At 39.7% G+C, this 14909-nt stretch carries 11 protein-coding genes; all 11 read left to right on the top strand.

Features of this window, described 5'->3' with window-relative positions; translation table 11 throughout:
- Positions 1 to 35: 35 nt before the first annotated feature.
- The 11 genes from CXF76_RS09195 to CXF76_RS09245 all read left to right on the top strand — a co-directional run bounded on the left by CXF76_RS09195 (position 36) and on the right by CXF76_RS09245 (position 14897).
- Positions 36 to 1292 carry a sugar MFS transporter gene (locus tag CXF76_RS09195; RefSeq protein WP_101163500.1) on the top strand — a complete coding sequence of 419 codons (1257 nt, stop codon included), beginning with the start codon at positions 36 to 38 and terminating at the stop codon, positions 1290 to 1292.
- A 257-nt stretch (positions 1293 to 1549) separates the two neighbouring features.
- Positions 1550 to 3439 (top strand): methyl-accepting chemotaxis protein, encoded by a 1890-nt coding sequence (locus CXF76_RS09200; RefSeq protein WP_101163501.1) that lies wholly within the window; start codon positions 1550 to 1552, stop codon positions 3437 to 3439.
- A 5-nt stretch (positions 3440 to 3444) separates the two neighbouring features.
- Positions 3445 to 4527 carry a GGDEF domain-containing protein gene (locus tag CXF76_RS09205; RefSeq protein ID WP_101163502.1) on the top strand — a complete coding sequence of 361 codons (1083 nt, stop codon included), beginning with the start codon at positions 3445 to 3447 and terminating at the stop codon, positions 4525 to 4527.
- A 13-nt stretch (positions 4528 to 4540) separates the two neighbouring features.
- A complete protein-coding gene (locus tag CXF76_RS09210) occupies positions 4541 to 5155 on the top strand; it encodes a DsbA family protein (protein ID WP_024608111.1) in 615 nt (204 codons plus the stop codon).
- Positions 5156 to 5396: 241 nt separating this feature from the next.
- The gene (locus CXF76_RS09215; protein WP_024591045.1) at positions 5397 to 6149 is read left to right on the top strand and encodes a DUF3450 domain-containing protein; all 753 of its coding nucleotides are present in this window, start codon (positions 5397 to 5399) and stop codon (positions 6147 to 6149) included.
- A 10-nt stretch (positions 6150 to 6159) separates the two neighbouring features.
- A complete protein-coding gene (locus CXF76_RS09220; RefSeq protein WP_101163503.1) occupies positions 6160 to 7539 on the top strand; it encodes a MotA/TolQ/ExbB proton channel family protein in 1380 nt (459 codons plus the stop codon).
- 3 nt (positions 7540 to 7542) lie between these two features.
- On the top strand, positions 7543 to 8070 hold the full coding sequence (locus CXF76_RS09225; RefSeq protein WP_024591043.1) for a MotA/TolQ/ExbB proton channel family protein: 528 nt from the start codon (positions 7543 to 7545) through the stop codon (positions 8068 to 8070).
- Between the two features lie 54 nt (positions 8071 to 8124).
- On the top strand, positions 8125 to 8535 hold the full coding sequence (locus CXF76_RS09230; RefSeq protein WP_024591042.1) for an ExbD/TolR family protein: 411 nt from the start codon (positions 8125 to 8127) through the stop codon (positions 8533 to 8535).
- Positions 8536 to 8544: 9 nt separating this feature from the next.
- Positions 8545 to 9150, top strand: a complete 606-nt coding sequence (locus CXF76_RS09235) for an energy transducer TonB (RefSeq protein ID WP_024591041.1) — start codon at positions 8545 to 8547, stop codon at positions 9148 to 9150.
- Positions 9151 to 9195: 45 nt separating this feature from the next.
- Entirely contained in the window at positions 9196 to 10524 is a 1329-nt protein-coding gene (locus tag CXF76_RS09240) for a tetratricopeptide repeat protein (RefSeq protein ID WP_101163504.1), read from the top strand.
- Positions 10525 to 10808: 284 nt separating this feature from the next.
- Entirely contained in the window at positions 10809 to 14897 is a 4089-nt protein-coding gene (locus CXF76_RS09245; protein ID WP_024591039.1) for a hypothetical protein, read from the top strand.
- The last annotated feature ends 12 nt before the right edge of the window (positions 14898 to 14909 follow it).

Genomic DNA, 14909 nt, shown 5'->3' on the forward strand with positions numbered 1-14909 from the left:
AATCGTTTCCAACTTGTTAATGGAGTGAAAACGACGTGAGTGAAATAAATACAAATCAATCATTCGCGGTCAACGAACAGCCAAATAAAAATTATCTGTTTCCACTGACTGCAATGACGACCCTATTTTTTTTATGGGGTTTTATTACTGTTTTAAACGATGTACTAATACCACGATTAAAAGGCGTATTTGATTTAAGCTTTTTTGAAGCGATGCTAGTACAGTTTTGTTTTTTTGGTGCTTATTTTATTGTTTCTATCCCTGCGGGGATTTTAGTTAAGCAGTTTGGTTACAAAAAAGGGATTTTAACCGGTTTAATTGTGGCTTCAATTGGCTGTATGTTGTTTTACCCTGCTGTTGTAGTACATGAGTATTGGCTATTTTTAGGCGCTTTATTTGTACTTGCCGCTGGTGTAACGGTGCTTCAGGTTTCTGCCAATCCTTATGTTGCAGCTCTTGGGAGCGAAAAAACAGCTTCTTCTCGTTTAAATTTGGCACAAGCACTTAATGCGCTTGGTACTACCGTTGGGCCTTATGTAGGTGGTTTATTATTTTTTGGTACAGCAGGTAGTCTAGCTGCTTCTGCAGCAACTGCTGAGTCTGTAAAAGTGCCTTATTTAATGCTCGCTGGTGCCTTATTACTTATCGCTATTATATTTGCCTTTATAAAGCTTCCAGAAATTGAAGCCCATAAAGAGGAAAATAATGCTGCAGTAGAATCTCGTTCATTAACTCAAGCACCGCACTTAACTATGGGTGTACTTGCTATATTTTGTTATGTAGGTGGGGAGGTTGCCATTGGCAGCTTTTTAGTTAACTACTTTGGTGAGGCGCACATAGCAGGACTTGAAGAGCATACTGCGGCTGCACTTATTAGTTATTACTGGGGCGGAGCAATGGTAGGGCGTTTTATTGGCTCTGTATTATTACAAAAAATAGCGCCTTCTAAGGCGATCGCATTTAATGCATTTAGTATTATTGCGCTATTGCTGATCACCATTTTTACTCAAGGTGACGTCGCTTTATATTCAGTATTGGCAATTGGTTTATTTAACTCAATTATGTTCCCGACTATATTTTCAGTTGCAATCGAGCGACTAGGATCATTGACCAGTAAGGGTTCTGGTTGGTTGTGCTTAGCTATTGTAGGTGGTGCACTTGTACCATTACTGCAAGGGTTTATAGCTGACACAGTAAATATACAGCAAAGCTTTTTTGTTCCAATGTTATGTTATGTATTTATTGCATGGTATGGATTAAATGTTGTTCGCTTAGCAAATAAGTGGAAATAACAGACTATACAAGAGTGACTGAATACGTATTCAGTCACTTATAAAGCTACATTTAATAGGAACGTTCCATAAGTAATTAATACGAGTCACAATTTATTTCAATATTAGTCAGTTATCCCCTACAGCCTTTTGTTTTTTAATCCTTTATCCTTATTTTTATCTAATAACCTAGTCACAAGCCTTATTTATTAGGACATTTAGCTAAATTTTTGCTAAAACTGTATGGATAATAAAGATAAATAATAAAAAGGATGTATATGCTTAACTCGTTGAAATTTACTTCCAAAGTGACTATTGCAGCCTCTTTAATTTTGGTTTTGGTGCTAGGGTTATTTACTTTTAATAACTACATTGCGATGCGCAAGCAAACCGAGCAGCAGTTAAGCCTAGTATTACAACAAAATTCCGAATCTGTTTCACAAAATATAGCGAGTTGGTTAAATGCAAAGTTGGGGATTGTTATATCAATTGCTAAAACCCATAAAGCTAATGATTCTAAAGCACTCACCCTTTCACAATTAAATACTGCAGAGCTTGCCGGAAGCTTTAAAAATACGTATATAGGTAAATCCAGCGGCACGTTTATATTAAACGATCAATCAGTCGTTTTACCTGCTGATTTTGATGCGACCTCTCGCCCTTGGTACAAATTAGTCGAAAACAAATCAAATACCGCTTTTACAACTCCCTATATTGATGTAACAACTAACGAGCTTACAATTTCAGCGGTAGTACCCATGCTACAAAATGGCCAGTTTAGCGGCGTTGCAGGTGCCGATATTGATATGCAAACCGTGACTGAAATTATTAACGATATTGATTTTTTAGGTCTCGGTTATGGTTTTTTACTCGATAACAAAGGTCAAGTGTTAAGCCATCCTAATGCTAAGTTAAACTTAAAAAATACATCAGACATTTTTGGTACTAATACGCCCTTGCAAAGTGAGTTTACCCAATACGAGATAAATGGAGAGTCTAAGCTTATCTCGTTTACAAAAATCAGTGGTATTGAAAACGTAGATTGGTACCTAGGTGTTGTCATAGATAAAGATAAAGCGTATGTCAGCGTTTCTAACTTTGGCCAAACCGCGGCTGTATTTATGGTGATAGGGATCATTACTATCATTATTATGATGCAGCTTTTATTACGCTATTTAATGCAACCTATGAACCGTTTAAACGATGCCATTAAAGATATAGCACAAGGCGAAGGCGATTTAACAAGGCGCTTAACCGTTGAAAATGATGATGAGTTTGGCGACTTAAGCCATTCATTTAATATTTTTATCGAAAAAATTCAGCATTCAATAGAGCAAGTAAAAGAGTCAACAGAGCAATTAGATACAGCTATTGAGAGCTTGGTATCACAAACACATTCATCACTGTCTATGTATGATGATCAAAGTAAACGAACCGATAGCGTTGCAGCGGCTATTAATCAGTTTTCAGCTACATCAATGGATATTTCAAGTAATGCAGAGAGTGCTTCGCAGCTTGCTAAAAATGCAGATGAGCACTCAACACAAAACCAAGAAGCATTAAGCCACAGTGTTGCAACCATCCACCAGCTTTCAGCTAATATGGAGAAAGCTCAGCAAACTATAAACAGTTTAAATACACACACAGCCAGTATTGGGCAAGTGCTTGAAGTTATTAAAGGTGTAAGCGAGCAAACTAATCTATTGGCACTCAATGCAGCAATAGAAGCCGCTAGAGCAGGAGAGGCAGGACGCGGTTTTGCCGTTGTAGCAGATGAAGTACGCCAATTAGCACACCGCACTCAACAATCAACGCAAGAAATTGAAGACACGGTGAGCCAGTTACAAAAAGGCTCAAACCTTGCTGTAGAGCTTATGAAAACAAGCCTTCAAGACAGTGAAAAAAGCGTACAACAAGCAGATGCCGTCGGCAATTTAATGAGTCATGTTATACAAGCTATTAAGCAAATTAACGATGCAAATCATTCTGTGGCCAGTGCAACAGATGAGCAAAACCAAGTTGTTAAGTTATTAGATACTGATATTCAAACAATTAGTGCGCTTTCTATACAAGGCAAGGCTAACTTAAATGAGACACTTAACGAATGTACCAAATTAAAACAGCAGTTTAGTGCCTTAGAAAATATGGTTCAAAAGTTTAAAGTATAAAATTAATGACTAAAAAAAATGTAAATAAACCAAACTGGCTCAGTCTAATAAATATCGACAGTGTTTATAGCTCAGACATGCAACGCAAAGCGTTTTCTTTATTTACCATGATTGGGATATCAATTGTGGTGATTGCTGTATTAGTGTTTTTGAATTATAAGGTTTACTCACCGATACTCACTGCTTCATTAATTATCGTTAACATTACAAATATAAGCTGTTCTATCTACTTTATAAAAACGGGTAATCTTCAAGTAGTGGCATTAATAAGTATGAGCATTGTATGCATGATGTTTGTTGCACTTGTTTATACCGGTGGTAAAGACAACACCGCGCTATATTGGCTAATGTTTTATCCTGTAGTGACGTTTGCATCTTTAGGGGTCAGGTTAGGTGCTTGGTTAGGTTTTACTTTACTGTTTTCTTGTATTGTTATTTTATACGGCCCTGACTTTGGTCAAGTTAGCTATGGCAATGTAGAAAAAACACGGTTTATAGCGTCCTTTTCTATGGTGTTTTTATTCTCATTTATTGGTGAGTATTTTAGGCATAAAAGCCACATGGCTATTGCCGATATTACACTAGAGCAAAAACAAGATGCTTATACCGACCCCCTTACTGGTATAGCAAACAGACGTTTCATTACCTCTCATTTTTTAAAGCTTGCCCAAACACGCCCAGAGCAGTACTTACCTTTTTCAATTTTGTTAATTGATTTAGATAACTTCAAGTCTTTAAACGATACGCATGGTCACGATTTTGGTGATACGGTATTGATTGAATTTACCAAGCTCCTTGAATCTCAGTTTTTGGCAACTGCGTTAAAGGCCCGTTATGGCGGTGAGGAGTTTGTTGTTATTTTACCGCAGGTTACTGTTTCTACAGCCACTGTAATAGCAAACAAATTTCGAGAGGCTGTTGCAGGGCACGTTATATTTACTGATGACAAGCAGCGTATTTCAATCACCTGTAGTATTGGTATTTCCCAAGTAAATAAAGTAACTGATTATGATGATTCGTTAAAACAAGCTGATGAAGCTCTTTATAGTGCAAAGGCTGCTGGTCGTAATAGTGTCGTCTCGAACTAGTTGAAGGATTAATATGTCTCAAAGTAAATTAATATATGTTCATGACCCAATGTGTAGCTGGTGTTGGGGTTACTCACCAACCTGGCTTAAGCTAAAATCAGAGCTTGCTGGTAAAGTAGCAATTGAATATAAAGTAGGTGGATTAGCACCTGATAGCCAAGACCCAATGCCACAAAATATGAAAGAGATGCTTGAGGGGACTTGGCATAAAATTTCAGCGCAGTTAGGTACGCAATTTAATTATAACTTTTGGCGCGATTGCCAGCCAAGGCGTTCAACGTATCCCGCATGTAGAGCCGCACTTATAGCGCGCAAAGCAGATAAAGAAGCTCAAATGGTGGCTGCAATTCAAAATGCTTATTACCTAAATGCGCAAAACCCGTCTGATGAAAGTACATTAATTAGTTTGGCTGAAAAAATTGGCTTAGACAAAAATGAGTTTACCGCGCAGCTAATGTCAAGCGAGCTTAATGATGAATTTAATGCTGAGTTATCCTTTGTTCGTACACTACCAATCCAAGGTTTTCCCTCACTAGTGCTTATTAAAGGTAACAAAGCATACCCAATTGAAATAAATTACACTGATTGGCACTATTCTCTTAATCAAATTAATTCAATTTTAAAATAACCCAGCCTGTTTATAGGGCATTTGGTTAACAAATGCTCTTATCATCTTAAAAACCCCCTCGTAAGTCTTAATTATTACCACTGTCATAAAAGCGACTTTTTTGCGCAACATCCTTGTCATGTTTCATCTATAAACTCCTGCTCATTGAAATTATTAAGTCATAAATTATTTATATAACAAAGTTTATGACCTAAAAAAACAAACTAGCAAATCCGCTAACTAACGAGTAAAGGTGTATGCGATGAAAGGCGTTAAACCATTAATCTTAGCTGGTATTGTGGCCGCAAGTGCAGCAGTACACGCAAACGATTTAGATAAGGTTATTGATAAAAGCAGTGAAATTAATAAATCAGCTGCGCAATCACAAACAAAAATAGACAAGATTGCAGATTCAATGCAAGGACGTTTACAGCAATTTAAAACCCTCAATAAAGAAATTGACGGTTTAGCTGTTTACAACGCTCAGCTAACTAAACAGTTAAATAATCAAGTAGAAGAGATGGAATCTTTAAACCTGTCTATGGATCAGGTTTCTATTATTGAACGTCAAATTACACCTTTAATGATGCGTATGATCACAGGCCTTGAGCAGTTTGTATCACTCGACGTGCCATTTCTACAAGACGAGCGAGCAAAACGTTTAGCCTCATTAAAAACTATGATGGATCGCGCTGATATCACCTCAAGCGAGAAATTTCGCCGTGTTCTAGAAGCTTATCAAGTGGAAGTTGATTACGGGCGTACCATTGAAGCATATACCGCTCTATTAGAAGTCAGTGGTAAAGAGCGAGAAGTAGACTTTTTACGCATTGGTCGTTTAGAGCTTATTTATTTAACGCGAGATGGCAAGCAAGCAGGTAGTTGGGATACAGACACAAAAACGTTTGTAGCGCTTCCTGACTCTACTATAAGCCAAATTAACAAAGGTCTTCGCATAGCGCGTAAGCAACTTGCCCCAGATATGTTAACTCTGCCAGTACACGCAGCAGAATAAGAGGTTAAAAATGAAATTGTTTACTCAAATGACAAAAACGGCTCTTTTTGCTGCAAGTCTTACATTAAGCCTAGGTTTTACAGGTAATAGTATCGCGGCAGAGTCAATGAATCTTGACTCGTTACTTAAATCAATCGAAGACGGGAAATCGGTTCAAAGCGCACAAAACAAACAACGAGAGCAAGAATTTACCTCGCGTCAAAACCAACAAGTGCAAATGCTAAAAGATACACAAGCAAAACGCAGTCAAATGCTTGGTGAGTCAGAGCGATTAGAAACACAGTTTGAAGAAAACGAAGTTAAGCTTGCTAATTTAACCGACACTTTATCAAAGCGTATGGGATCACTTAAAGAACTATATGGCGTTCTTCAGCAAGTTGCTGGTGATTCAAGCAATAAATTTGCAACATCGGTTGTATCGGCAGAAATTCCGGGGCGAAGTGCTTTTATGGACGATCTCGCTCAAAAAATGGGTTCAACATCAAAGCTTGCTTCAATCGACGATATTGAAAAAGTGTGGTACGAGCTGCAACGCGAAATGACCGAGCAAGGTAAAGTAAGTCGCTTTAATACAACGGTTATAGTGGAAGGTGGTAATAAAGCACAGCAAGAAGTTGTTCGCGTAGGTGCTTTTAACCTTGTATCGGGCGGTAAGTATTTAGAATACAACCCTGGTACGAATACACTAAGCGAACTAACTCGCCAACCAGTATCGCGTTACACATCGACAGCGGGCGATTTACAAGACGCTAAAACAGGTGTTGTGCAGTTTGCACTTGACCCAACGGGTGGTTCAATTTTAGGTTTACTCGTTCAAGCCCCAGATACTGCAGAGCAAGTACATCAAGGTGGCGCTGTTGGTTACGTAATCTTAGGTGTAGGTTTACTTGCATTATTAATTGCAATTGAGCGTTTTGTATCGCTATTACTTGTTGGTGGGAAAATTCGCCGCCAGCTAAAAGACAGCGTAGCGAGAGATGACAATCCACTAGGTCGTGTTATGAAAGTTAAAGATGACTACCCAAATGTTGCCTACGACACGTTAGAGCTTAAATTAAGCGAAGCTATTTTACGCGAAATGCCAAAAATAACGCGTAACTTAACACTTATCAAAATTATATCGGTAGTTGCACCGCTATTAGGTTTACTTGGTACGGTAACCGGTATGATCAATACCTTCCAAGCAATTACACTATTTGGTACTGGCGACCCTAAACTAATGGCTGGTGGTATTTCTCAAGCACTAGTAACAACCGTATTAGGCTTAGTTGTTGCAATACCAACCGTATTTATTTACACGCTACTTAATACTCGCTCAAAAGGTTTACTGCTTATATTACAAGAGCAAAGCGCCGGTATTATTGCAGAGCGAAGTGAGAAAGGAGAATAAGCCATGGTGCTATTGATTGACTCAATCAATGCTATCCGTGATTTTCTCGACACTGGTGGCCAAGTTCTCTTGGTCATTGGGGTGTTAATCTTCGCGATGTGGTTATTGATACTCGAGCGATTTATTTATTTTTTTAATGGTTTTCGTGGTTATAAAAAAGACGCTAAAAGCACATGGAGTTCTCGCTGTGAGCGTAACAGCTGGAATGCAGAGCAAATTCGTCAAGCGATGATCTCGCGTGCAAGTATGCGCCTAAATACTAATTTACCGCTTATTAACGTAATGGTTGCGTTATGCCCGTTACTTGGCTTATTGGGCACAGTAACAGGAATGATTGAAGTATTTGATGTGATGGCAATTACAGGCACAGGCAGTGCGCGCTCAATGGCATCGGGTGTATCTAAAGCAACTATTCCAACAATGGCGGGTATGGTAGGTGCGTTATCGGGTGTATTTGCATCAACGTATTTACAACGCAAAGCCAAGCGAGAAGTAGAGCTACTACAAGACAGCATGGTTTTAGACCATTAAGCAAAATTTTGATAAGCGGCCCATTTAAAGCCGTTCATCCTAGGAGAATAAAAAATGAGAGCCCCTTTAGGTAATTTAATGCAAGAAGACGAAGCTGAAGAAATAAACATGACACCTATGTTAGATGTTGTATTTATCATGCTTATTTTCTTTATTGTTACAGCGTCGTTTGTAAAAGAATCGGGTATTGACGTAAACCGACCTGAAGCAGCAACAGCTGTTAAAAAAGAACGTGCAAACATATTAGTGGCGATTTCTGACACGGGTGAAATCTGGATTAATAAACGTCAAATAGACATACGTGCAGTGCAAGCCAATATTGAGCGTTTAAAAGCTGAAAACCCGCAAGGTAGTGTTGTTATTCAAGCTGATAAAAAATCAACAACCGATACTTTAATAAAAGTAATGGATGCAGCACGCGCAGCAGGTGTGTTTGATGTGTCGATTGCGGCTCAAGAAGCATAAGGGCAGGCAATGCGTTATTTAGTAGCATTAGTTATAGCCGGTGTAGTGACCTTTATGTTGTTTTTAGGCATGCAGGCACTTATTACTGGTGGCGAAGGTGTAATGAGTGAACCCGCCAAGGGTAACGTACTTGATTTTGTCAGGCTTAAAAAAGAAGAAAGCGTGCAAAAAAAAGAACGCAAACCACAAAAACCACCAACGCCTAAAGAGCCACCTCCGCCAATGGAATCGCCGCAAATGCAAAATAGCGACGCGACTGCGAACGCTAATAACTTCGACTTTGGCGCCAATGTGGATGCAGATGTAAATTTAGCCGGTGGTTTAGCGCTTGAAACAAGTGATGGTGAGTATTTACCTATTGTTAAAGTGGCGCCTGTTTATCCTCGTCGCGCATTATCACGTGGCATTGAAGGCTACGTTATTGTTGAATTTACAGTAACTAAGCAAGGTACGGTGCGAGACCCACAAGTGATTAAAGCAGAGCCTGAGTCTCTCTTTGATAGAGCGGCGATGGATGCAGCCCTTAAATTTAAATATAAACCGCGCGTAGTAAATGGTGAAGCCGTTGAAGTTGCGGGTGTTCAGAACAAAATATCTTTCCAAATTAGCGGTTAATTTAGTAATTAACCACGAGTAAACGGACAGAAATGCGAGGCGATTATGAAATTACTACCTATAGCTAAATTTTTAAAATTAACACTATTTTGTACTGCTGCGATCAGTACAAGTATTGTTGCACCAAGTGCCCTAAGCCTAATACCAGGGTTAAATGTAGCTACGGCATATGCAGAGCAAGAGCAAAAAACAAAACGTGTACCAGCGCTTCGCGAAAAGGTCTACAGCCAACTCGCACGTGCACAAAAACTCGCTGATGATGGCGATGTTAAAGCAGGCCTTGAAGCGCTTGATAGCATTCAAGAGCGAGCTTCGAGCATGAACTCGTACGAAATTGCGATGATGCATAATTTTTATGGGTTTATTTATTACAACGAAAACGATTTACCAAAAGCGATAGCTTCGTTTGAAAAGGTCGTAGCAGAGGAAGCCATTCCTGAGTCGCTTCGTTTAAGCACTACGTTTAGTTTGGCGCAATTAGCTATGGCTAATAGTGATTACACTAAAGTTATCGCATTTTTAGATGACTGGGACAGTATTAACACTAAGCCTAAAACAGAAGGCTATTACTTGTTAAGGGCTCAAACATACTATCAGTTAAAGGATTATAAAAAAGGGCTTGAGTACATATCTCAAGTAATTGCTTTAAGCGACAGCGAAGGCAAAATCCCTAAGGAAAACTGGTTAGTACTACAGCGTGCAATGTATTACTCACTTAATCAAACTGACAAAGTTGTTGAAGTACTTGAGCGCATGGTAAAGCTTTATAACAAGCCTGAGTATTGGGTACAGTTATCGGGTATGTATGGTGAAACAGGGCAAGAAAAGCAGCAGTTGGCGGTAATTGAAGCGGCTTATCAGCAAGGATTTTTAACCTCTAAGTCTGATTTACGTCAATTAGCGCAAGTGTATTTATATAACGGCTTAGCATTTAAAGCCGCAGACGTTATGAGCGATGCGATTGAAAAAGGGATTGCAGAGCAAAACGCTAAAAACTATGCCTTTGTAGCTGAGGCGATGATTCAAGCAAAAGAAGACGAAAAATCAATAAAATACTTTGTGAAAGCAGCCGATTTATCACCCAGTGGTAAGTATGATCAACGATTAGCTGAAGTATATGTTAATACTGAGCAATATGAAGAAGCGGCCGACGCAGCGCGTAAAGCACTTAATAAAGGCTCACTTGATTTTGAATCAAATGCATTTGTAGCCTTGGGTATGGCTCAGTACAACTTACAAAATTTTGATGCCTCAATTTTAGCGTTTGAACAAGCCGAAAAACATAAAAAATCACAGCGTTTAGCGCAGCAATGGATTAAATATGTAAAGCGCGAAAAAGTGCATGCAGAAACATTAAGAACGGCACTGCTTTAAGCTTTAGTAATAACGTTTAAATATAATTTCATAATCGCAAATCCAAACCACACTATTTTTAGTGTGGTTTTTTTATGTTTTTAATAAATTAACCACTTGAATTTTATGTAAATAACTTTGTCATCTTATGTTTATTAAAGTGTAACTGTAATGTCATATAGCTACCGTAAGGTAGGCGCTGCTGATAACTCAAGTGACCTTAAAGCATTACTTAATGTTTTAAGGTGACTTGAGTTTATTTAAAGCACTTAACAAAATAATTAAATACTTTAACGGAGTGAACAATGAAATTATCTGACTTATTTAAAGTTAGTTTGATTGCAACTGCAGTATCTTTAGCGGGTTGTGGTGGTGACTTAGTAGTATCTGAAGGCGACACAACAATAAATGAAGGCGACACAGTTACTAATGTTGTTGAAGGTGGCAGTGGTACAGTAGATGAAACATCATCGCGTGATGATTCTCAAAATGGAACTACGGGTTTCCCTGCTGATATCGACAATGCACTTGTTCAAGGCTTAGCAACGGATGTCTCAAGTGAATTTCCAGCAATAACAGATAAACCAGTGTATCGCTTAAGTGCTGATACAACATTGATTGCTGATGTTTCACTAACTAATGATGCACATTGGATTGTGAATGGTCGTACTGCTGTGGGTAATGACCGCGCAGATAGTACAACGCTTTATATTCAGCAAGGTACAACGATTATTGGTGAATCAGGTGATGACTTTTTAGTTGTGCGTCGTGGTTCCCAAATTGAATCAGTCGGCACTGCAAGCCAGCCAATTACGATGACATCAATTCAAGATGTTACGGGTAGCGAGACAGCAATTGGCCAATGGGGTGGTTTGGTATTACTTGGTAATGCACCTGCAAACTCATGTGGAGACCAACAAGGTGAAGCAACAGCTGATGAACTTGCTAATTGTGGCGTGTCAGCTGAAGGTGATGCAGGTCAGTTCGGTGGAAATATCAGTGATGATAATTCAGGTACTCTAAAATATGTACTTGTTAAGCAAGCAGGTAAAACGCTTGGTAATGGTGATGAGTTAAATGGTATTACGTTTGCCGGTGTAGGCTCTGCAACTACGGTTAATTATATCCAGGTTCATGAAAACCTTGATGATGGTATCGAGTTTTTTGGTGGTACGGTTAATGTAAGTAATGTAGTGCTGACTAACATTGGTGATGATTCACTTGATTGGTCTTTTGGTTGGACGGGTTCGGCTACTAATGTTTACATTCAACAAGCCGCTAACGTAGGCGATAACGCTATTGAAGCTGATAACTCTGAGTTTGATTCAAGCGCCACGCCATTAACACTGCCTACTATATCTAACGTTACAATCGTCGGTGCAGAAGGTAATAATGGTATTCGTCTACGCGCTGGTACTGCGGGCGCTCTTAAAAATGTATTTGTAACGGGTCCTGCTACTTACGAAAACTGTTTACGTGTAGGGTCTGATTCAGTTCCTCGCGCTGAAGATGGCACACTAACGATTGTAAACTCTATTGTGGCGTGTCAAACAACGGCAAATAATTTTGGTAGTGAAGTAATTAACGGTGGCGACGTACAATCTTGGTTTGAAGGACAAGATGGTAACCAAGTACTTACGCCTGCAGAGCTTATGCTTGCTGATGACGGTTACACGCCACTTGCTGGTTCACCGCTTATCGCAAATGGTCAAATTGGTGCTTTTGATGGATCAACTAACTGGATGGAAGGTTGGACTGTCGGTATTAATGGCGGCTTCCCTACTGATATTGATAACGCGCTTGCACAAGGCTTAGCATCAGATGTTTCTAGTGAATTTCCAGCAATTACAGATAAACCAGTATACCGTTTAACTGAAGATACAACGTTCACAGCAGATGTAACGCTTACTAACGATGCACATTGGATTTTAAATGGTCGTACTGCAGTTGGTAATGACCGTGCAGATGCAACTATATTATATGTTCAAGCGGGTACAACGCTAATTGGTGAAACAGGTGATGACTTTTTAGTTGTACGTCGTGGTTCACAAATTAATGCCAATGGTAATGCAACTGCGCCAATCACTATGACATCTATTCAAGATGTAACAGGCGCTGAAACAACGATTGGTCAATGGGGCGGCTTAGTATTATTAGGTAATGCACCCGCTAACTCGTGTGGCGATCAAACCGGTGAAACGACAGCTGAAGAATTAGCTAACTGTGGTGTATCAGCTGAGGGTGACGCTGGTCAGTTTGGTGGTGATATTATCGATGATAACTCAGGTGTTCTTCGTTATATTGTTGTTAAACATGCAGGTAAAACGCTGGGTAATGGCGATGAACTTAACGGTATCTCATTTGCAGGTGTTGGTTCACAAACGAAAGTTGAATACATTCAAATTCACCAAAACCTAGATGATGGTGTTGAGTTTTTTGGTGGCACAGTTAATGTTCGTAACATTGTACTAACTGATATTGGCGACGATGCATTCGATTGGTCATTTGGTTGGTCGGGTCGTGCACAAAATATCTATATTCAACAAAGTTCAGTTGAGGGTGATAACGCAATAGAAGCTGATAACTCAGAATTCGATTCAAATGCGACACCATTGACTAAACCACTAATTTCTAACGTAACAATTGTAGGTGCTGATGGTACTAACGGTGTTCGTTTACGTGCAGGGACAGCGGGCGTTCTACGAAATGTTGTTATAACGGGACCTGAAGGTTACTCAAACTGTTTACGTGTAGGCTCAGACTCTGCTGCTAATGCAGAATCGGGTGAGTTGTCTATCGAAAACTCAGCTGTTGCATGTAATGAAGATAATAACTTTGGTTCACAAGCAATTGGTAGTGGCAATGTGCAGTCTTGGTTTGAAGGTCAAACGGGTAACTTAACGCTTACAGCTTCAGCACTTAATTTAGCGACAGACGGCTTTACACCAAAATCGGGTTCACCTTTATTAGGTGCTGGTGGGGATTCATCTGAGCTTGACTCGTTCTTTACCAAAACAGATTACATCGGCGCATTCGATGGCGATAATAATTGGATGGATGGTTGGACAGTTGCTATTACACCAAGCTTTCCTGACGATATTGCTAATGCATTAGCACAAGGACTTGCAACAGATGTTTCTGCTAGCTTCCCTACAATTACAGACAAACCTGTATATCAATTAACCTCTGATGTTGTATTTACATCTGATGTAACACTGACTAACGATGCGCATTGGATTTTAAAAGGACGTACAGCCGTTGGTAATGACCGCGCTGACAACACTACACTTTATGTTCAGTTTGGTACAACGTTAATTGGTGAGTCGGGTGATGACTTCTTAGTTGTTCGCCGTGGTTCTAAAATTGAAGCGGTAGGCAGTGTAAATCAACCAATTACTATGACGTCAATCCAGGATATGACGGGCGGCGAAACTACGATTGGTCAATGGGGCGGTTTAGTATTATTGGGTAATGCACCTGCTAACTCATGTGGCGACCAACAAGGTGAAGCAACAGCAGAAGAACTTGCCAGTTGTGGTGTATCTGCAGAAGGCGATGCAGGCCAGTTCGGTGGTAATGACCCTGAAGATAATTCAGGTACGCTAAAGTATGTTGCAGTTAAGCAAGCGGGTAAAACGCTCGGTAATGGCGATGAACTTAACGGTATTACACTTGCGGGTGTTGGTCGTCAGACTGAACTAGATTACATTCACGTTCATGAAAATCTAGACGATGGTGTTGAATTTTTTGGTGGTACTGCAAATATTAGTCACCTTGTTTTAACAAGCATAGGCGATGATTCACTTGATTGGTCGTTCGGTTGGACGGGTAAAGCGCAATATGTACTGATTAAACAATCAGACTCTGAGGGCGACAATGCAATTGAAGCTGATAACTCTGAGTTTGATTCAAGTGCAACGCCACTAACAATGCCAACTATCTCTAATGTAACAATTATTGGTAATGTGGGTGTAAATGGTATCCGCTTACGTGCAGGTACTGCGGGTATGCTTAAAAACGTAGTGGTTACAGGTGGTGCAGACTATTCAAACTGTTTACGAGTAGGCTCTGATTCAGCGCCGCGAGCAGAGGACGGTACATTAACTGTTACTCACTCAATCGTTGCGTGTGAAACCGCTAACAACTTTGGTACGCAAGCAATTGGTACAGGGAATGTTGAATCTTGGTTCTTAGGACAAACAGGCAATTCAGTTCAAGTAGCCGCTGACCTTGGGCTTGCAGATAATGGCTATATGCCAACTGCTGAGTCGTTATTACTTGGTAATGGCTTTGATTCATCAAGCTTAGATAGTTACTTTGATTCTGTAGATTACATTGGTGCGATGGATGCACAAACAGACTGGACAGCAGGTTGGGTAAAAGTAGGCCTTTAACCCACACCACAT

This window comes from Pseudoalteromonas sp. 78C3, from assembly GCF_002836695.1.
GTDB lineage: Bacteria > Pseudomonadota > Gammaproteobacteria > Enterobacterales > Alteromonadaceae > Pseudoalteromonas > Pseudoalteromonas arctica.

What these genes read in the sequence shown, in the direction of transcription:
- CXF76_RS09200 (WP_101163501.1), top strand. Translation starts at nt 1,550, where the DNA reads ATGCTTAACTCGTTGAAATTTACTTCCAAAGTGACTATTGCAGCCTCT.
- CXF76_RS09205 (WP_101163502.1), top strand. Translation starts at nt 3,445, where the DNA reads ATGACTAAAAAAAATGTAAATAAACCAAACTGGCTCAGTCTAATAAAT.
- CXF76_RS09210 (WP_024608111.1), top strand. Translation starts at nt 4,541, where the DNA reads ATGTCTCAAAGTAAATTAATATATGTTCATGACCCAATGTGTAGCTGG.
- CXF76_RS09215 (WP_024591045.1), top strand. Translation starts at nt 5,397, where the DNA reads ATGAAAGGCGTTAAACCATTAATCTTAGCTGGTATTGTGGCCGCAAGT.
- CXF76_RS09220 (WP_101163503.1), top strand. Translation starts at nt 6,160, where the DNA reads ATGAAATTGTTTACTCAAATGACAAAAACGGCTCTTTTTGCTGCAAGT.
- CXF76_RS09225 (WP_024591043.1), top strand. Translation starts at nt 7,543, where the DNA reads ATGGTGCTATTGATTGACTCAATCAATGCTATCCGTGATTTTCTCGAC.
- CXF76_RS09230 (WP_024591042.1), top strand. Translation starts at nt 8,125, where the DNA reads ATGAGAGCCCCTTTAGGTAATTTAATGCAAGAAGACGAAGCTGAAGAA.
- CXF76_RS09235 (WP_024591041.1), top strand. Translation starts at nt 8,545, where the DNA reads ATGCGTTATTTAGTAGCATTAGTTATAGCCGGTGTAGTGACCTTTATG.
- CXF76_RS09240 (WP_101163504.1), top strand. Translation starts at nt 9,196, where the DNA reads ATGAAATTACTACCTATAGCTAAATTTTTAAAATTAACACTATTTTGT.
- CXF76_RS09245 (WP_024591039.1), top strand. Translation starts at nt 10,809, where the DNA reads ATGAAATTATCTGACTTATTTAAAGTTAGTTTGATTGCAACTGCAGTA.